A 12,124-nucleotide genomic window follows, 5' to 3' on the forward strand; every position below is an offset into this window, starting at 1 on the left:
GGGCCGATGATCATCCTCGATCCCACAGAGAACAGCCTTGTCAGCAAGGTGGAGAAACTGCTGTCGCCTGCCACCGTCGTCGGGTGGCGGCGGCTGGAGCCCTGGGCGGTCGCGCGGGCGGAGCTGAGCGGCTCGCACGGCTCGGTGATCGTGAAGTGGATGCGGCCCCATGCACCCGGCCCCGACCGCTCGGAGCCGTGGCGGCTGCGGAGCGAGGTGGCCGCCCTGGGGTTCCTGTCCGACGATCTCGGCGTGCGGCTGGCGCCGAGGGTGGTGGCCGCGGATCCGGCGGCGGGGCTGGTGGTGCTGGAGGATCTGGCGCCGCGGGTGGCGCTGGACGGCCTGCTGCGGGCGGACGGGGCGGCGGCGCACGGGGAGCGGCTGGCGGCGTTCGCCCGGGTGCGGGGTGAGCTCAACGCCGTGACCGCCGGCCGGGCGGAGGTCTATTACGCGCGCAGGGCGGCTCTGGGGGCGGTCGATCGGGTGGCGGACTGCGCGGGGAGGTTCGCCGGGTTCCGGGAGGAGGGGCGGCTGCAGGTCGCGGCCTTGGGAGTGGAGGTCTCCGGTGGTGCTGAGCGGGAGCTGGCGGTGGTGCTGGAGGAGCTGGGGGATCCGGGGCCTTTTCTGGCGTTGAGCAACGGGGATCCGGAGGCGAACAACGTACTGGTGCGGGCGTCGGGGGCGCCGGACGCGCGGGTGATCGATTTCGAGTTCGCCGGGTTCACGCATGCGCTGCATGACGCGGTCTGCCTGTACGTTCCGGGTCCCGCGTGGCTGTCGGTGGACGGGGGGATGGGGGAGGCGTATCGGCGGGCTCTGGCCGTGGGGGTGCCGGAGGCGGAGGATGATCGGCGGTTCGGGTTCGGGCTGGCGGCGGCGTGTTTCTCCTACGTGTTGCTGCGGTTGCAGCGGTTGTCGCAGGTGGATGGGCGGGCGGCGGGTGATGACAGCCGGGTTCAGCTGGTGGCGACGGTGGAGGCGGCGGCCCGGGTGGCGGAGTCGTTCGGCGTGCTGCTGGGGCTGGCCGGGTGGGGCTGGCGGGTGGGCGAGGCGCTGCGGCGGCGGTGGCCGGACGCGGATGTGGATGTGGCGGGGTTACCGCCGTTCGTGCCGCGCCGCCGGTGAGAGGACCGTCTGCGGTGTAGCGGTCCCGGTGGGGGCGGCCGTCCGCGGTATCGCCTGCGTGGTGTGGCAGGTCGTGCCGGAGCGGCCGTCCCTGGTACGGGAGCGCAGGCGGGGGTGGCGCTGCTGGTCGACGATGATCGCGGTGGTCAGCCCGTCCGGTACGGGGTCAGGTCGTGATGTCGGCTTCGATGTGGGTGACGGCGGTCATGGCGCCGTAGGCGAGCAGGAAGACGGTGCAGTGGTCGCTGAAGCGGCGGTCGGTGGCGCGCCAGGCGGCGACGTGCTCGTCGGTGATGGCGTGCGGCGCCAGGCCGGCGAGGACCGCGACCCGCGCCCCCGCCCGCTCGTCCGGTGTCAGGCCCGCCAGCGGCCGGTCGAGCCAGTCGCCGACCGGCAGCAGGCGGCCCCGGTGCTCGGCGATCACCTCGGCCGTCACGTCCGCGGCCTCAGGGGTGAGCAGGCCGGCGCCCTGGGCGGCGGTGGCGGTGAGGGCGGCGTACGCGGCGCCGATCGGGTGGTCGGCCGCCCACGGCGGGGGTGGCGCGGTGGGCAGCCCGTCCAGCAGGGGGAGCGTGGCGCCGGGGCGCAGGTCCTGGTCGAGCGGGCGCAGGACGGGGGCGCCGTCGAAGGGCGGTTCGTCGTCGGGGGCCAGGGTGCCGGGGGTCAGCCCGGCGGGCAGCATGGCGGCCGCGACCCGGTCGACGAAGTGCGTGAACAGGAGCGTGCCGAGGAATTCGGCGGCTTCGGGTCCGGCGGGGAACGGGGGCCGTTGCGGCTCCCGGGCGGCCACTCCGGTGGAGGCGGCCCAGTCCAGCAGGGCGGCGAGCCTGGCGTCGGCGGGCGGGTCGCCGCGTTCGATGGCCCCGGCCAGGTGCGGCTCGCCCAGCAGGCGCAGCACCGACAGGAACGCCTGGATGTCGTAGTCGAGGTCGTTGGCCTGTGCCGCGCCCAGCGCCACGACGGCCTTCTCCAGCGCAGGGACGTCGCCGGCCAGTTGGCTCTCGCGCATGAGCGACCAGCCCGCGGCCATGAGCTCGGGGGAGGGCGACATCATCATCACGGCCGGTCCGATGCTGCTGAACTCGGCGTTGACCTGCGCGTACACCTCGGCCACCACGCCGCGGGCGCGGTGCGGGAGGACGGGGGTGATGTGCCGTACCAGGGTCGATGACATGAGGCGATGCCTTTCTTCCGGATGAGGTGTCGAGCATCGCGGTCCGGGCGTGGTGGTGTCGTCGTCCCGGTGACGTCACCGCCCTATACTCCCCGGGGGGTATCGGGAGGTGCGGCTACGGCGGGTGGAGTACGGGACGACGACACCGCCATCGAGGGTCGGGCGTGGCCGGGCAGGCGACGGCGCTCGGCCACGCCGTCGGGTTCGCCCTCGACATGCCGTGGGAGAGGCTGCGGGCGCGACACCGCCCCTGCGCTTGAGGCGTCGAGGAGGGTCGTGGCCGGGCGTCCGTGAAAGGATCGTGGGTGGACGCCGTCGTCTCCCGTGAAGGACGTGGTCGGATGCGCCGTTACAGGAACGGCAAGGTCGCGGCTGTGCTCGCCGTCGTCTACGCCGCTCTGGTGCTGGTTCTCGGCGTGGTCTCGGTGGTGATCCTGCTGACGGTGCGGGATCCGATCCTGCTGAGCGGCGTCGCGCTCGTCGGCGTCACCTTCCCCCTCGGCTGGCTGATCTGGTGGGGATGGGACCTGGTGCCGCCTCAGATCGCGAACCCGGTGCTGCTCACCGTGGTCCTGGCCGGCGCCGGTCTGCTGCAGGCGTGGTTGATCTGGCGGATCTTCCGGGGGCGTCCGGTCCCCGGAGACGGAGTGTGATCGTAGGCCGCGGCCGTCAGATGGCGGCCGTGATCTCGTCGCGGTGCTCGTTCAGCCAGTCGTCGAGGGAGCGCAGCCGGGGGTTGAGCTCGCGTACCAGGCCGAGGTCGCGTACGCCGGTGAAGTAGGCGGACGCCTCGGAGTAGAACTCGAACATGTTGCCGATCTCGACGGCGCCGGGGAATCCGGCGGCCCGCATCTGGTCGTAGGTCAGCGGCGCGTAGGTCACCGGCTCGCCGAGCAACGTGGTGAACTTCTCCGCGAGCTCCTTGCCGTCGGCGTGCTCCCCGGCGATGCTCACGGTGCGGCCGACGAACTCCGGGCCCCGCCGGAAGATGCCGAGTGCGGTACGGCCGATGTCCTCGGCGGCGATCATGGACATCGGGTTGCCCGCCATGGGCAGGGTCAGCACGAGGCGGCCGCTCGCGTCGCGGTGCGGGCCCTGTCCCTGGAGGAAGGCCTCGTAGTAGAAGGTGGTCTGCAGGAACGTGGTCGGCACGCCGAGACCGGTGAAGGCGGCGTTGGCCTCGGCCTTGGCGTCGAAGTGCGGCACCGCGTACTCCCCGAGCAGCGTCGGCACCCGGCGGCCCAGGTGGGCGAAGTGCGGCCGGGTGTCCTCGAGCGTGGACCACACGACGTGCCTGAGCGCGGCGGCCCTGGCGGCGCGGGCGGCCGCGTGCGCCTGGTCGATCTCCATGCGGGCGGCATCGCGGGCGGCCTCCTGCTCGGGGGTGCGCCGGGCCCAGAAGTTGGTCACGACGTAGGCGCCCCAGGCCCCGGCGAAGGCGTGGTGCGCGCTGTCCTCGTCGTCGAGGTCGGCGTACACGACCTCGGCGCCCTGCTCGGCCAGGGCGCGGGCCTGCGGGGAGGCGGTGTCGCGGGTGAGGGCGCGGACGGTGAACGGTCCGTCGGGGTCGGCGAGGATGGCCCGGACCAGTCCGCCGCCCTGCGCTCCGGTGGCCCCGACCACAGCGATGATCTTCTTGTCGGTCATGCCTTCACCTTGGCGGCGTTCTCGCGCGGGCGCCTGCCCCTGTCCTGGGTACCCATGCCAGGGGATGGGAGCGCCCGGCGGATGCGGCGACAATGGGGGCATGGGAGAGCAGCTGGGGGAGTTCCTTCGCGCCCGCCGTGCCGCGTTGACGCCCGAGGCCGGCGGCGTGCCGACCTACGGCACGGCGCGCCGGGTGCCGGGCCTGCGCCGCGACGAGGTGGCGCAGCTGGCCGGGATCAGCGTGAACTACTACACGCGCCTGGAACAGGGCGAGAGCCATCAGATGTCGGACTCGGTGCTGGAGGCGCTGGGCAACGCCTTCCGGCTGACCGCCGATGAGCGCATGCACCTGGTGCGGCTCGCCCGTCCCGAACAGGTGCAGGTGGCGCGCCGTCCCTACGGCCCCGAGCAGCTGCGCCCGTCGGTGGTGGCGCTGGTGGAGGGGGTCGCCGACCAGGCGGCGATCATCCTCGGCAGGTACTTCGACCTGCTCGGCGGCAACCGGCTCGGCTACGCGCTGTACGGCCTGAACCCCGGTCAGCGGGTGAACCTGGCCAAGACGATGTTCCTCGACCCGGCCATGCGCGACCTGTATCCCGACTGGGAGACGCACGCCGACGAGGTCGCCGCCTACCTGCGCATGGCCACCGGCGACATGCCGGACGATCCCCTGCTGGCCGAGCTGATCGGCGAGCTGAGCATCAAGAGCCCCGACTTCACCCGCGTCTGGGGCGGCCAGCGGGTCGCCGAGTGCACCTACTCGGTACGGCGGATCAACCATCCCCTCGTCGGGCCGCTGGAGCTCAACGAGGAGACCATGCGCGTGCCCGACGACCCCGGCCAGCGGATCATCTTTTTCGGCGCGGCGCCCGGGACGGACTCGGCCGAGCGCCTGCGGCTGCTCGACTCGCTGAGCGCCTGACCGCGGGGCGAGGGCAGCAGCGCCACCAGCGTGGACGGACGCCGTGGCCGAGGTGGTGGCGGCCAGATCCGCACGTACGGACTGCCGGGTCCAGGCGGCTCAGCAGCGCAAATGTCACATCTGCGCTCCGTCCGGCTACCGTGATCGGGATGTGTTCGGTCTCATCCGACCCGTGGCATGTCGCACCGATCCTGAGGCATTCGCCGCATGCCTCCTCGATGTGCGAACAGATCCAGACACTATGGCTCACAGGCTATCTTGACTATGGTTGATATCGCCGGAGCGCTATGTATCTGGAGACGTGATGGAGTTGAACTCGCTCAGGCAGTTCCTGGTGGTGGCGCGGCTGGAACACCTCAGCGGCGCGGCCGAGGAGCTTCGCGTCGCCCAGCCGTCGCTGAGCCGTACCATCGCCCGGCTGGAGAGCGAGCTGCGCACACCGCTGTTCGACCGGAGCGGCCGGCTGCGGCTGAATGACGCGGGCAAGCTCTTCCGCGATTACGTCGAACGCTCCCTGGGGGAGCTGGATGCGGGGCGGCGAGCCGTCGCCGAGGCCGTCAGCGAGGGTGTGGGCACCGTACGACTTGCGTCGGAGACCTTCCTCACGCTCACCGGGCCGCTGGCGGCCTTCAAACGAGCTCACCCGACCATCGAGGTCGAACTCCGCTGGATGGCGGCCGAGGAGATGGGCCGTCACCTGCGGGCCCAGGACGTTGACCTGTGCGTCGCCTCCCAGCCGATTTCCGCTGAGGGCCTGGAGGCGGTCCAGCTGCTCGATGAGGCGGTTGGTCTGGCCACGCCGCTCGACCATCCGCTGGCGAGCCGTACGTCGGTGAGCATCGACGAGCTCACCGGCCAGCCCTTCGTCAGCGCCCGCAAAGGGCACTGGCAACGGCGCCTCCTGGACCGGCTCTTCGCCGCACGAGACCATACCCCGAAGATCGTCTGCGAGGTTGACGAGCCCAGCGCCATCGCGGCCCTGATCAGCGCGGGGCTCGGCATCGGTCTCGTCCCCGCATTCGCCCGGACCGGCTCCACGCGGGTCCCCGCCGCCTGGGTCCCCATCGACAGCCCTGACTGCCGACGCGCGGTCACCCTGTACTGGGGCGCCGGCAGCCACCTGTCCACCGCCGCCCGCCTGATGCGCACCACGATCGCCAACTGGAACTGGATCACCGGCGAACCACAGGAGAAGCGTTAAGGGGGTCCGGCCGGCGACGTCGACGATGTGAGGCGTGATCCGCTCGCCGCTTCGATCGGGCGGTGCGCGGTGACGACCGGCCCTCCGCCGTCGGTAGCCGCCCGCGGGGCTCGCAGCCGAGAGAGCAGCCTGGTACTCACGCCGCCCTGGCCTGGTTCGGCCCCTTTGGCCTGTCGTACGAAAGGGTCTCACGAGGTACGGCTCGGCGCGTTCGGCAGGAGGTTCGGCAAGGGGGTGTCGGGGTCGGCGAGCTGTTGCGGGTCGGCGGGGTGCCCGGTGGCGATGAGGGTGCGCAGGTGGTCGGCGGCGCCCCGGTTGTCGATGGTCAGGGCGGCCACGGGGATGCGGCGGTCGAGCCAGAACGCGGTGAATCCGTGAGTGGCGTGCTCGACGCGGGTGATGATGCGGTCCCAGGTCGTGGGGAGTCCGAGGTATTCGAGGGTGGAACCGTACTGGGTGGAGAAGAAGTAGGGGACGTGGCCGATGGTCGAGGGCTTGCCGACCATGGTGGCCGCGGCGGCGGTGCCGTGGATCACGGCGTTGTCCCAGTGTTCGATCCGTACGGGGTTCAGGTAGCGCGGGTGCTGGTGGCGGGCGACGTCGCCGGCGGCCACGGCGGCCGGGTGCGAGGTGCGCAGGTGCTCGTCGGTGAGGACGCCGCCGTCGACGTGCAGTCCCGCTGCCTGGGCGAGTTCGGTGTTGGGGGCGGCGCCGACGCCGACGATGACGAGGTCGGCGGGGATCGTCCGTCCGGTGATGGTCTGGACGGCTTCGACCGAGCGCGTGCCGAGGATGGCCTCGACGCCGTCGCCGAGGAGCAGGCTCACGCCGTGGTCGCGGTGCCGGCGGGCGATGAGGTCCCCGATCCGGTCGCCCAGCACGTGGTAGAGCGGTGTGGGCAGGGGGTCGATGACGGTGGTGTGGTTGCCGAAGGTACGACTGGCGGCCGCGAGTTCGGAGCCGAGCCAGCCGGCGCCGATGACGACGACATCACCGGCCGCGCTCAGGGCCGTGGCCAGGCGTTCGCTGTCGTCGCGGTTGCGCAGGTAGCAGACGCCGTCGAGATCGGCGCCCGGCACCTGGAGGCGGCGCGGGCGGGCGCCGGTGGCGATCAGCACCCGGGCGAAGGGGAACTCCGTGCCGTCGCCCAGCCGTACGCGCCGGGCGTCCAGGTCGAGGGCGGTGGCGGGGACGCCGAGTGCCAGAGTGACGTCCTGGTCGGCGTAGAACTGCGGCTTCAGGACATCGAGGTCGGCGGGCCCCGTGGTGCCCAGGAGGTAGCCCTTGGACAGGGCAGGGCGCTGGTACGGCAGGTGGGGTTCGTCGCCGACGAGGGTGATCGGCCCGTCGTAGCCGTGGTCGAGCCGCAGGGCCTGGGCGGCCTTCGCGCCGGCCAGGCTCGCTCCGATGATGACGATGCCGGGATCAGTGCTCATGGCGATCCTCCTGAGCTCGACGAGGCGCTGAACCGCAGGGGCGGTGTCCCGATCCCGCTCGGTCGAACCGCGGAATCGGGACACCACACGATCGGTGGATGGGGGCCTTGCGCGCCGCCCGTCCGGGCCGGGTCACTTCTGGAGAACGGCCTGGACCTCGAGGCTGATCGACACCTTGTCGCCGACCACGACGCCACCGGCCTCCATCGGGGTACTGATGTCAATGCCGAAGTCGCGCCGGTTGATCTCCGCGGTCGCGGAGAAGCCGGCCCGCTGTGCACCCCACTGGTCCGAGCCGAACCCGTTCACCTCGACGGCCAGCGGTACCTGCCGCGTGACGCCGTGCAACGTCAGCTCACCGTCGATGGCCCAACCGTCGCGGGTCTGGCGGATGCCGGTCGAGCGGTAGCTCATCGTCGGGTACTTGTCGATCTCGAGGTAGTCGGCGGTGCGCAGGTGGTTGTCACGAATTTCGTGGCCGGTGTCGATGGACGCGAGGTCGATCGTCGCGGCCACCGACGAGGCCAGCAGGTCCTCGCTTGTAACGATCGTGACGTCGTAGGTGGTGAACCGGCCACGCGTCTTGCTGATCATGAGATGACGGACGGTGAAAGCGATCTCGGAGTGCACCGGGTCGGCTTTCCAGGTGCCGACCAGATAACCCGGGATCTCGACGGTCGCGGGGACGGGGATCATGGCTTTCCTCCATGGATGGGGTGCCGCGGCGACGCGGCGCAGGCGGGAGTGGGGTGGCAGGATCAGGGCTCGAGATCGACGACGCCTTTGCCGCTGGAGATGTCGAGCGGCACCGAGACCTGGTCGTGCACGATCAACCAGGTGCCGTCGATCTTCTGGAGGCAGTAGGTGACCCTGACCCACATACCGCTCGTCGCCGTCCCGTACTTCAGCGTGCCGCTGAGACGAGCGAACGCGTGCCCGAACGCCACATCATCGCCCACAGTGAGCGCCAGGTCGCGAACCTCATAAGTCACACGCTCGAAGAACGTGAACACGGGCGCCCAGTTCTTGAGCTTCGCCTCGATCCCCACATGCTGGAGCGGCGGCTCGATGTCGAAGGACACGATGTCCGTTGCGTAAAGCCGCTTCAGACCCTCGAGATCCTTGCCTTGGAGCCCTTCGACGATCTTGCCGACCAGCTGGCGGATCTTGGCTTCATCTACCTCGCGTTGCGTGGGCATCGCTACCCCAGCCCTTCCCTTCGCGGCGGAATCTTGGCTTCTCACACCTCCGACGCTATGGCTCTGGAGTTATCTTGTCTAAGATTAATATTGCTATGGCGTTATGCTCTGGGTGGCATGATGGCGTGTGCAGTTCGAGTTATCTGTTCATGGCAAAGCCGGTCTTTGAAGGCATAAGCGCTTGTCCTCTACGGTCGCGATGGCCCCCACACCACGCCACTGCACCAGGAAGGCCGCTGGTCCGCGCCGGTCACCGCGACGTGCTTGCCGGCGCACTGGTAGCCGTGGCAGTACGGGCAGTGGAAGGCGGAGCGGCCCCACGGCGCCCGCATCCCGCGCGGGCCGGGCAGCTCGTCGGCCGGCCCGGTGGTGGTGGCAGGCAGCGGCCGCCGCGCCCAGGCCGTCTTGCCACCGGGCAGCTCCACGTGGAAGCCCGGGCAGCTCCAGCCGCCTGGAAGCCGCCGTCGTCCAGGGCGCGCGCCCCGGTGACCGTGCCGTGCCGCGCCTGGACCGACGGGCAGGCGGCCGGCTCCGCGCGGCCGAGCTCGCCTCCAAAGCGATGATCGCTTGACGTGGAGGCAACTCTGCAAGTTAATGTCAACATGAGGTCAAGCGAGTTCATGCAGATCGGAGAGCTGGCCGAGCGGTTCGATCTCGCGCCGCATGTCCTGCGCCACTGGGAGGCGATGGGCCTGCTGACCCCGGCCGCCCGGGTGAGCGGCCGCCGCCGCTACACCCGCGACCACGTCATCCGCGTCCTGACGATCATCCGCGCGAAGGCGGGCGGGATGAGCCTGGAGCAGATCCGGGAGATGCTCGGCGCCTACGGCCTGGCCGAACGCCAGGCGCTCCTCCAGCGCCATCACGCCGAGCTGGAGGAACGTCAGCGGGAGCTCGCGGCGTCCAAGGCGCTGATCGAGCACCTCATGCGGTGCACGGCCGACGACTTCACCCAGTGCCCCGACTACCGGCGCATCGTGGAGAGCGCGGCCGGGCTCCATGACCAGGGCCAGGACGGGTGCCTGGTCTGAGCGGAGGGAATCTCGAGCGAGTCGTACGGGCGCGCCGCTACGCTCTGGATCACCACCCCTCGGTCCGGAAGGAAGCACCTCGTGCGCACGTTCAAACTCCAGGTCCAGATGACCGTCGACGGCTACATGGCCGGCCCGAAGGGCGAGATGGACTGGCTGAACTTCCCGTGGACCGACGACATCAACGCCTACATCGACGCGCTCACCGACCCCGTCGACTGCATCGTGCTGGGCCGCAGGCTCGCCGAGGGGTTCATCCCCGCGTGGGCGGCCGGGCCGGAGGGCGAGGACCAGAAGTCCATCGACAAGATGAACGACACGCCCAAGGTCGTCATCTCCAACACCCTCACCGAGTCGCCCTGGGAGAACGCCGTGGTCGCGGGCGGCGACCTCGCCGAGATCGTCAACGGGCTCAAGGCCCGGCCGGGCGGCGACATGATCGCCTATGGTGGTGGCACGCTCGTGTCGAGCCTGATCGCCCAGGGGCTGCTCGACGAGCTCCACCTGTTCGTCAACCCGGTCGCCATCGGCTCCGGGATGCCGGTGTTCGGCGACGCCGGCGACTACAAGCGGCTGCGCCTGGTCGCGGCCCGGCCGTTCGACTGCGGGATCACCGCGCTGCACTACGAACCGAAGCGCGCCTGAACCCGCCGCCAACAGGCCCGGCGGCTTCCGCGCCGGCCTAACCGACGAGGTCGGCAAGCTCGTGCGCGGTGGCCCGGATGTGCCGCTGTCCGTTCTCCGTCTGCACCGTGATCGCGAACATGGCGCCCACTCTGGCACAGGCCACCGAGAATCCGGGCCGCGCGCGAGGATCGTCAGGTGGCGGGGACGCACTCGATGACGGTGTGCCACGGTGGGATGTCGTGCACGGCGGCGACCCGCAGTTCGGCGGCCGCGGCCAGCGTCCGGTAGTCGTCGACCGTCCGTTCCCGGCCGCCGGTCAGGACCAGCATCCGCAGGTTCATCTCCGCGAACATGGCCGGATCGACCTCCGAGGTGCTGGGCGACTCGAGGATCAGCACCCGTCCGTGCGGGCCCGCGGCGCCGGCGCAGCGGCGCAGGATGGCGGTCGCCTCGGCGTCGGCCCAGTCGTGCAGCACCCGGTTGAGGACGTACGCGTCGGCGCCGGTGGGCAGTTCGTCGAAGAAGCTGCGCCCGACCGTCTCGCACCGGTCCGCCAGCCCGTGCTCGGCCAGGTAGCGCTGTCCGCGTGAGACGGTGTCCGGCAGGTCGATCAGCAGACCGCGCAGGCCGTCGTGGCGCAGCAGCAGTTCGGCCAGCAGCCTGCCGGTGCCGCCGCCGACGTCGGCCACCCGGCCCAGCGCCGGCCAGTCGTAGCCCTCCGCCAGCTCGCGGCCCGCGGCGTTGACCGCCATCGTCGCGTCGAAGGACGCGCTCAGCTCGGGATCGGCGTCGAGGTGGTCCCAGAACGGCGCCCCGAACACCGCCGGCCAGGCGGGCAGGCCGGTCCGCACCGTGTCCTGCAGGCCGGTGAAGGCCAGGTCCATCCGGCCGCCGAACCCGTCCAGGTCCAGCCACCGCCACGCCGCGGACGGGTGGTCGCGGCGCAGCAGGGCGGCGGTCGCGTTCACCGCGAACGTGCCGGGCCGGGGCTCGGTGAACACGCCGCGGCCGACGAGGTGGCGCAGCACCCGGCCCAGCGCGTCGGGGTCGGCGCCGGCGCGGGAGGCCAGGTCGTCGAGGCCGGAGCCGTGCTCGTCCACCAGGTCGGGCAGCCGCAGGGTCACGGCCACCCGGAGTGCCATCGGGGTCATCAGGTCCATCAGCGGCGTCAGGGCCCGCCATGCGGCGGCCCCGTCCAGGGGGGTGTCGTCGCTCGTCATGCACTTATCATGCGCCCCAGCTTACGAATCTACATTGTAAAGGGCGTGGGGCTGTGGACAACCGACCGCACAAGACCAACCCCCAAAGCCCCGACATGAGGCGGCTGTGCTGCTCCGCGGGGCTTACTTGGCGAGAGTCTGGTTGAAGCGCAGCATGTTGCCGGCGGGGTCGCGGAAGGCGCAGTCGCGGACGCCGTAGAACTGGTCCATCGGCTCCTGCAGCACCTCGCCACCGGCGGCGCTGATGCGCTCGAAGGTGGCGTCGCAGTCGTCCGTGGTGAAGATGATGCCGCGCAGCAGGCCTTTGGCCATCAGCTCGGCCATGGCCTGTTTGTCGGCCGGTGAGGCGTTGGGGTCGGCGAGTGGTGGTTCGAGGACGATGTCCACGTCCGGCTGGGAGGGTGACCCGATGGTCACCCAGCGCATTCCCTCGTATCCGACGTCGTTGCGTACCTCAAGACCGAGGACGTCGCGGTAGAAGGCGAGCGCCTTGTCGTGGTCGTCGACGGCGATGAAGCAGGTGGAGAGCTTGATGTCCATGC

General features: G+C 70.9%; 14 protein-coding genes. 6 read left to right on the top strand and 8 right to left on the bottom strand.

Going from position 1 to position 12,124, the window contains the following annotated elements:
- The first annotated feature begins 6 nt into the window (after positions 1-6).
- On the top strand, positions 7-1,125 hold the full coding sequence (locus tag AB0J87_RS51210) for a phosphotransferase (protein ID WP_363980136.1): 1,119 nt from the start codon (positions 7-9) through the stop codon (positions 1,123-1,125).
- A 166-nt stretch (positions 1,126-1,291) separates the two neighbouring features.
- On the opposite strand, the gene AB0J87_RS51215 is transcribed toward AB0J87_RS51210, so the two are convergent.
- Positions 1,292-2,299, bottom strand: a complete 1,008-nt coding sequence (locus AB0J87_RS51215; protein ID WP_363980139.1) for a hypothetical protein — start codon at positions 2,297-2,299, stop codon at positions 1,292-1,294.
- Between the two features lie 341 nt (positions 2,300-2,640).
- Here AB0J87_RS51215 and AB0J87_RS51220 point away from each other — a divergent pair, with 341 nt between their 5' ends.
- Positions 2,641-2,952 carry a hypothetical protein gene (locus AB0J87_RS51220; RefSeq protein ID WP_363980142.1) on the top strand — a complete coding sequence of 104 codons (312 nt, stop codon included), beginning with the start codon at positions 2,641-2,643 and terminating at the stop codon, positions 2,950-2,952.
- A 16-nt stretch (positions 2,953-2,968) separates the two neighbouring features.
- Here the strand turns inward: AB0J87_RS51220 and AB0J87_RS51225 are convergent, their stop codons facing one another.
- Entirely contained in the window at positions 2,969-3,946 is a 978-nt protein-coding gene (locus AB0J87_RS51225; RefSeq protein ID WP_363980145.1) for an NmrA/HSCARG family protein, read from the bottom strand.
- 100 nt (positions 3,947-4,046) lie between these two features.
- Here AB0J87_RS51225 and AB0J87_RS51230 point away from each other — a divergent pair, with 100 nt between their 5' ends.
- Together AB0J87_RS51230 and AB0J87_RS51235 are read left to right on the top strand one after the other, a co-directional pair.
- Positions 4,047-4,868: a helix-turn-helix transcriptional regulator gene (locus tag AB0J87_RS51230; protein ID WP_363980148.1), complete on the top strand. Its 822-nt coding sequence runs from the start codon at positions 4,047-4,049 to the stop codon at positions 4,866-4,868.
- Positions 4,869-5,172: 304 nt separating this feature from the next.
- The gene (locus AB0J87_RS51235) at positions 5,173-6,069 is read left to right on the top strand and encodes a LysR substrate-binding domain-containing protein (RefSeq protein ID WP_363980151.1); all 897 of its coding nucleotides are present in this window, start codon (positions 5,173-5,175) and stop codon (positions 6,067-6,069) included.
- 188 nt (positions 6,070-6,257) lie between these two features.
- Here the strand turns inward: AB0J87_RS51235 and AB0J87_RS51240 are convergent, their stop codons facing one another.
- The 4 genes from AB0J87_RS51240 to AB0J87_RS51255 form a co-directional block, all read right to left on the bottom strand.
- Positions 6,258-7,505 carry an FAD-dependent oxidoreductase gene (locus AB0J87_RS51240; protein WP_363980154.1) on the bottom strand — a complete coding sequence of 416 codons (1,248 nt, stop codon included), beginning with the start codon at positions 7,503-7,505 and terminating at the stop codon, positions 6,258-6,260.
- 132 nt (positions 7,506-7,637) lie between these two features.
- Positions 7,638-8,201 (bottom strand): YceI family protein, encoded by a 564-nt coding sequence (locus tag AB0J87_RS51245; RefSeq protein ID WP_363980157.1) that lies wholly within the window; start codon positions 8,199-8,201, stop codon positions 7,638-7,640.
- 62 nt (positions 8,202-8,263) lie between these two features.
- Positions 8,264-8,704: a nuclear transport factor 2 family protein gene (locus AB0J87_RS51250; RefSeq protein ID WP_363980160.1), complete on the bottom strand. Its 441-nt coding sequence runs from the start codon at positions 8,702-8,704 to the stop codon at positions 8,264-8,266.
- 188 nt (positions 8,705-8,892) lie between these two features.
- On the bottom strand, positions 8,893-9,129 hold the full coding sequence (locus AB0J87_RS51255; RefSeq protein ID WP_363980163.1) for a hypothetical protein: 237 nt from the start codon (positions 9,127-9,129) through the stop codon (positions 8,893-8,895).
- A 177-nt stretch (positions 9,130-9,306) separates the two neighbouring features.
- On the opposite strand from AB0J87_RS51255, the gene AB0J87_RS51260 reads away from it, so the two are divergent.
- Entirely contained in the window at positions 9,307-9,735 is a 429-nt protein-coding gene (locus AB0J87_RS51260; protein ID WP_363980166.1) for a MerR family transcriptional regulator, read from the top strand.
- 81 nt (positions 9,736-9,816) lie between these two features.
- Entirely contained in the window at positions 9,817-10,380 is a 564-nt protein-coding gene (locus AB0J87_RS51265; RefSeq protein WP_363980169.1) for a dihydrofolate reductase family protein, read from the top strand.
- 173 nt (positions 10,381-10,553) lie between these two features.
- Here the strand turns inward: AB0J87_RS51265 and AB0J87_RS51270 are convergent, their stop codons facing one another.
- Positions 10,554-11,582: a methyltransferase gene (locus AB0J87_RS51270; protein WP_363980172.1), complete on the bottom strand. Its 1,029-nt coding sequence runs from the start codon at positions 11,580-11,582 to the stop codon at positions 10,554-10,556.
- A gap of 123 nt (positions 11,583-11,705) precedes the next feature.
- Positions 11,706-12,122: a VOC family protein gene (locus tag AB0J87_RS51275; protein ID WP_350736462.1), complete on the bottom strand. Its 417-nt coding sequence runs from the start codon at positions 12,120-12,122 to the stop codon at positions 11,706-11,708.
- Positions 12,123-12,124 lie beyond the last annotated feature (2 nt).

The sequence above is a fragment of the Nonomuraea sp. NPDC049625 genome, from assembly GCF_040675285.1.
In the GTDB taxonomy this organism is placed as follows: domain Bacteria; phylum Actinomycetota; class Actinomycetes; order Streptosporangiales; family Streptosporangiaceae; genus Nonomuraea; species Nonomuraea angiospora_A.

Coding starts and splice junctions, on each gene's coding strand:
- AB0J87_RS51210 (WP_363980136.1), top strand. CDS start 7: ATGATCATCCTCGATCCCACAGAGAACAGCCTTGTCAGCAAGGTGGAG.
- AB0J87_RS51215 (WP_363980139.1), bottom strand. CDS start 2,299: ATGTCATCGACCCTGGTACGGCACATCACCCCCGTCCTCCCGCACCGC.
- AB0J87_RS51220 (WP_363980142.1), top strand. CDS start 2,641: ATGCGCCGTTACAGGAACGGCAAGGTCGCGGCTGTGCTCGCCGTCGTC.
- AB0J87_RS51225 (WP_363980145.1), bottom strand. CDS start 3,946: ATGACCGACAAGAAGATCATCGCTGTGGTCGGGGCCACCGGAGCGCAG.
- AB0J87_RS51230 (WP_363980148.1), top strand. CDS start 4,047: ATGGGAGAGCAGCTGGGGGAGTTCCTTCGCGCCCGCCGTGCCGCGTTG.
- AB0J87_RS51235 (WP_363980151.1), top strand. CDS start 5,173: ATGGAGTTGAACTCGCTCAGGCAGTTCCTGGTGGTGGCGCGGCTGGAA.
- AB0J87_RS51240 (WP_363980154.1), bottom strand. CDS start 7,505: ATGAGCACTGATCCCGGCATCGTCATCATCGGAGCGAGCCTGGCCGGC.
- AB0J87_RS51245 (WP_363980157.1), bottom strand. CDS start 8,201: ATGATCCCCGTCCCCGCGACCGTCGAGATCCCGGGTTATCTGGTCGGC.
- AB0J87_RS51250 (WP_363980160.1), bottom strand. CDS start 8,704: ATGCCCACGCAACGCGAGGTAGATGAAGCCAAGATCCGCCAGCTGGTC.
- AB0J87_RS51260 (WP_363980166.1), top strand. CDS start 9,307: ATGAGGTCAAGCGAGTTCATGCAGATCGGAGAGCTGGCCGAGCGGTTC.
- AB0J87_RS51270 (WP_363980172.1), bottom strand. CDS start 11,582: ATGACGAGCGACGACACCCCCCTGGACGGGGCCGCCGCATGGCGGGCC.
- AB0J87_RS51275 (WP_350736462.1), bottom strand. CDS start 12,122: ATGGACATCAAGCTCTCCACCTGCTTCATCGCCGTCGACGACCACGAC.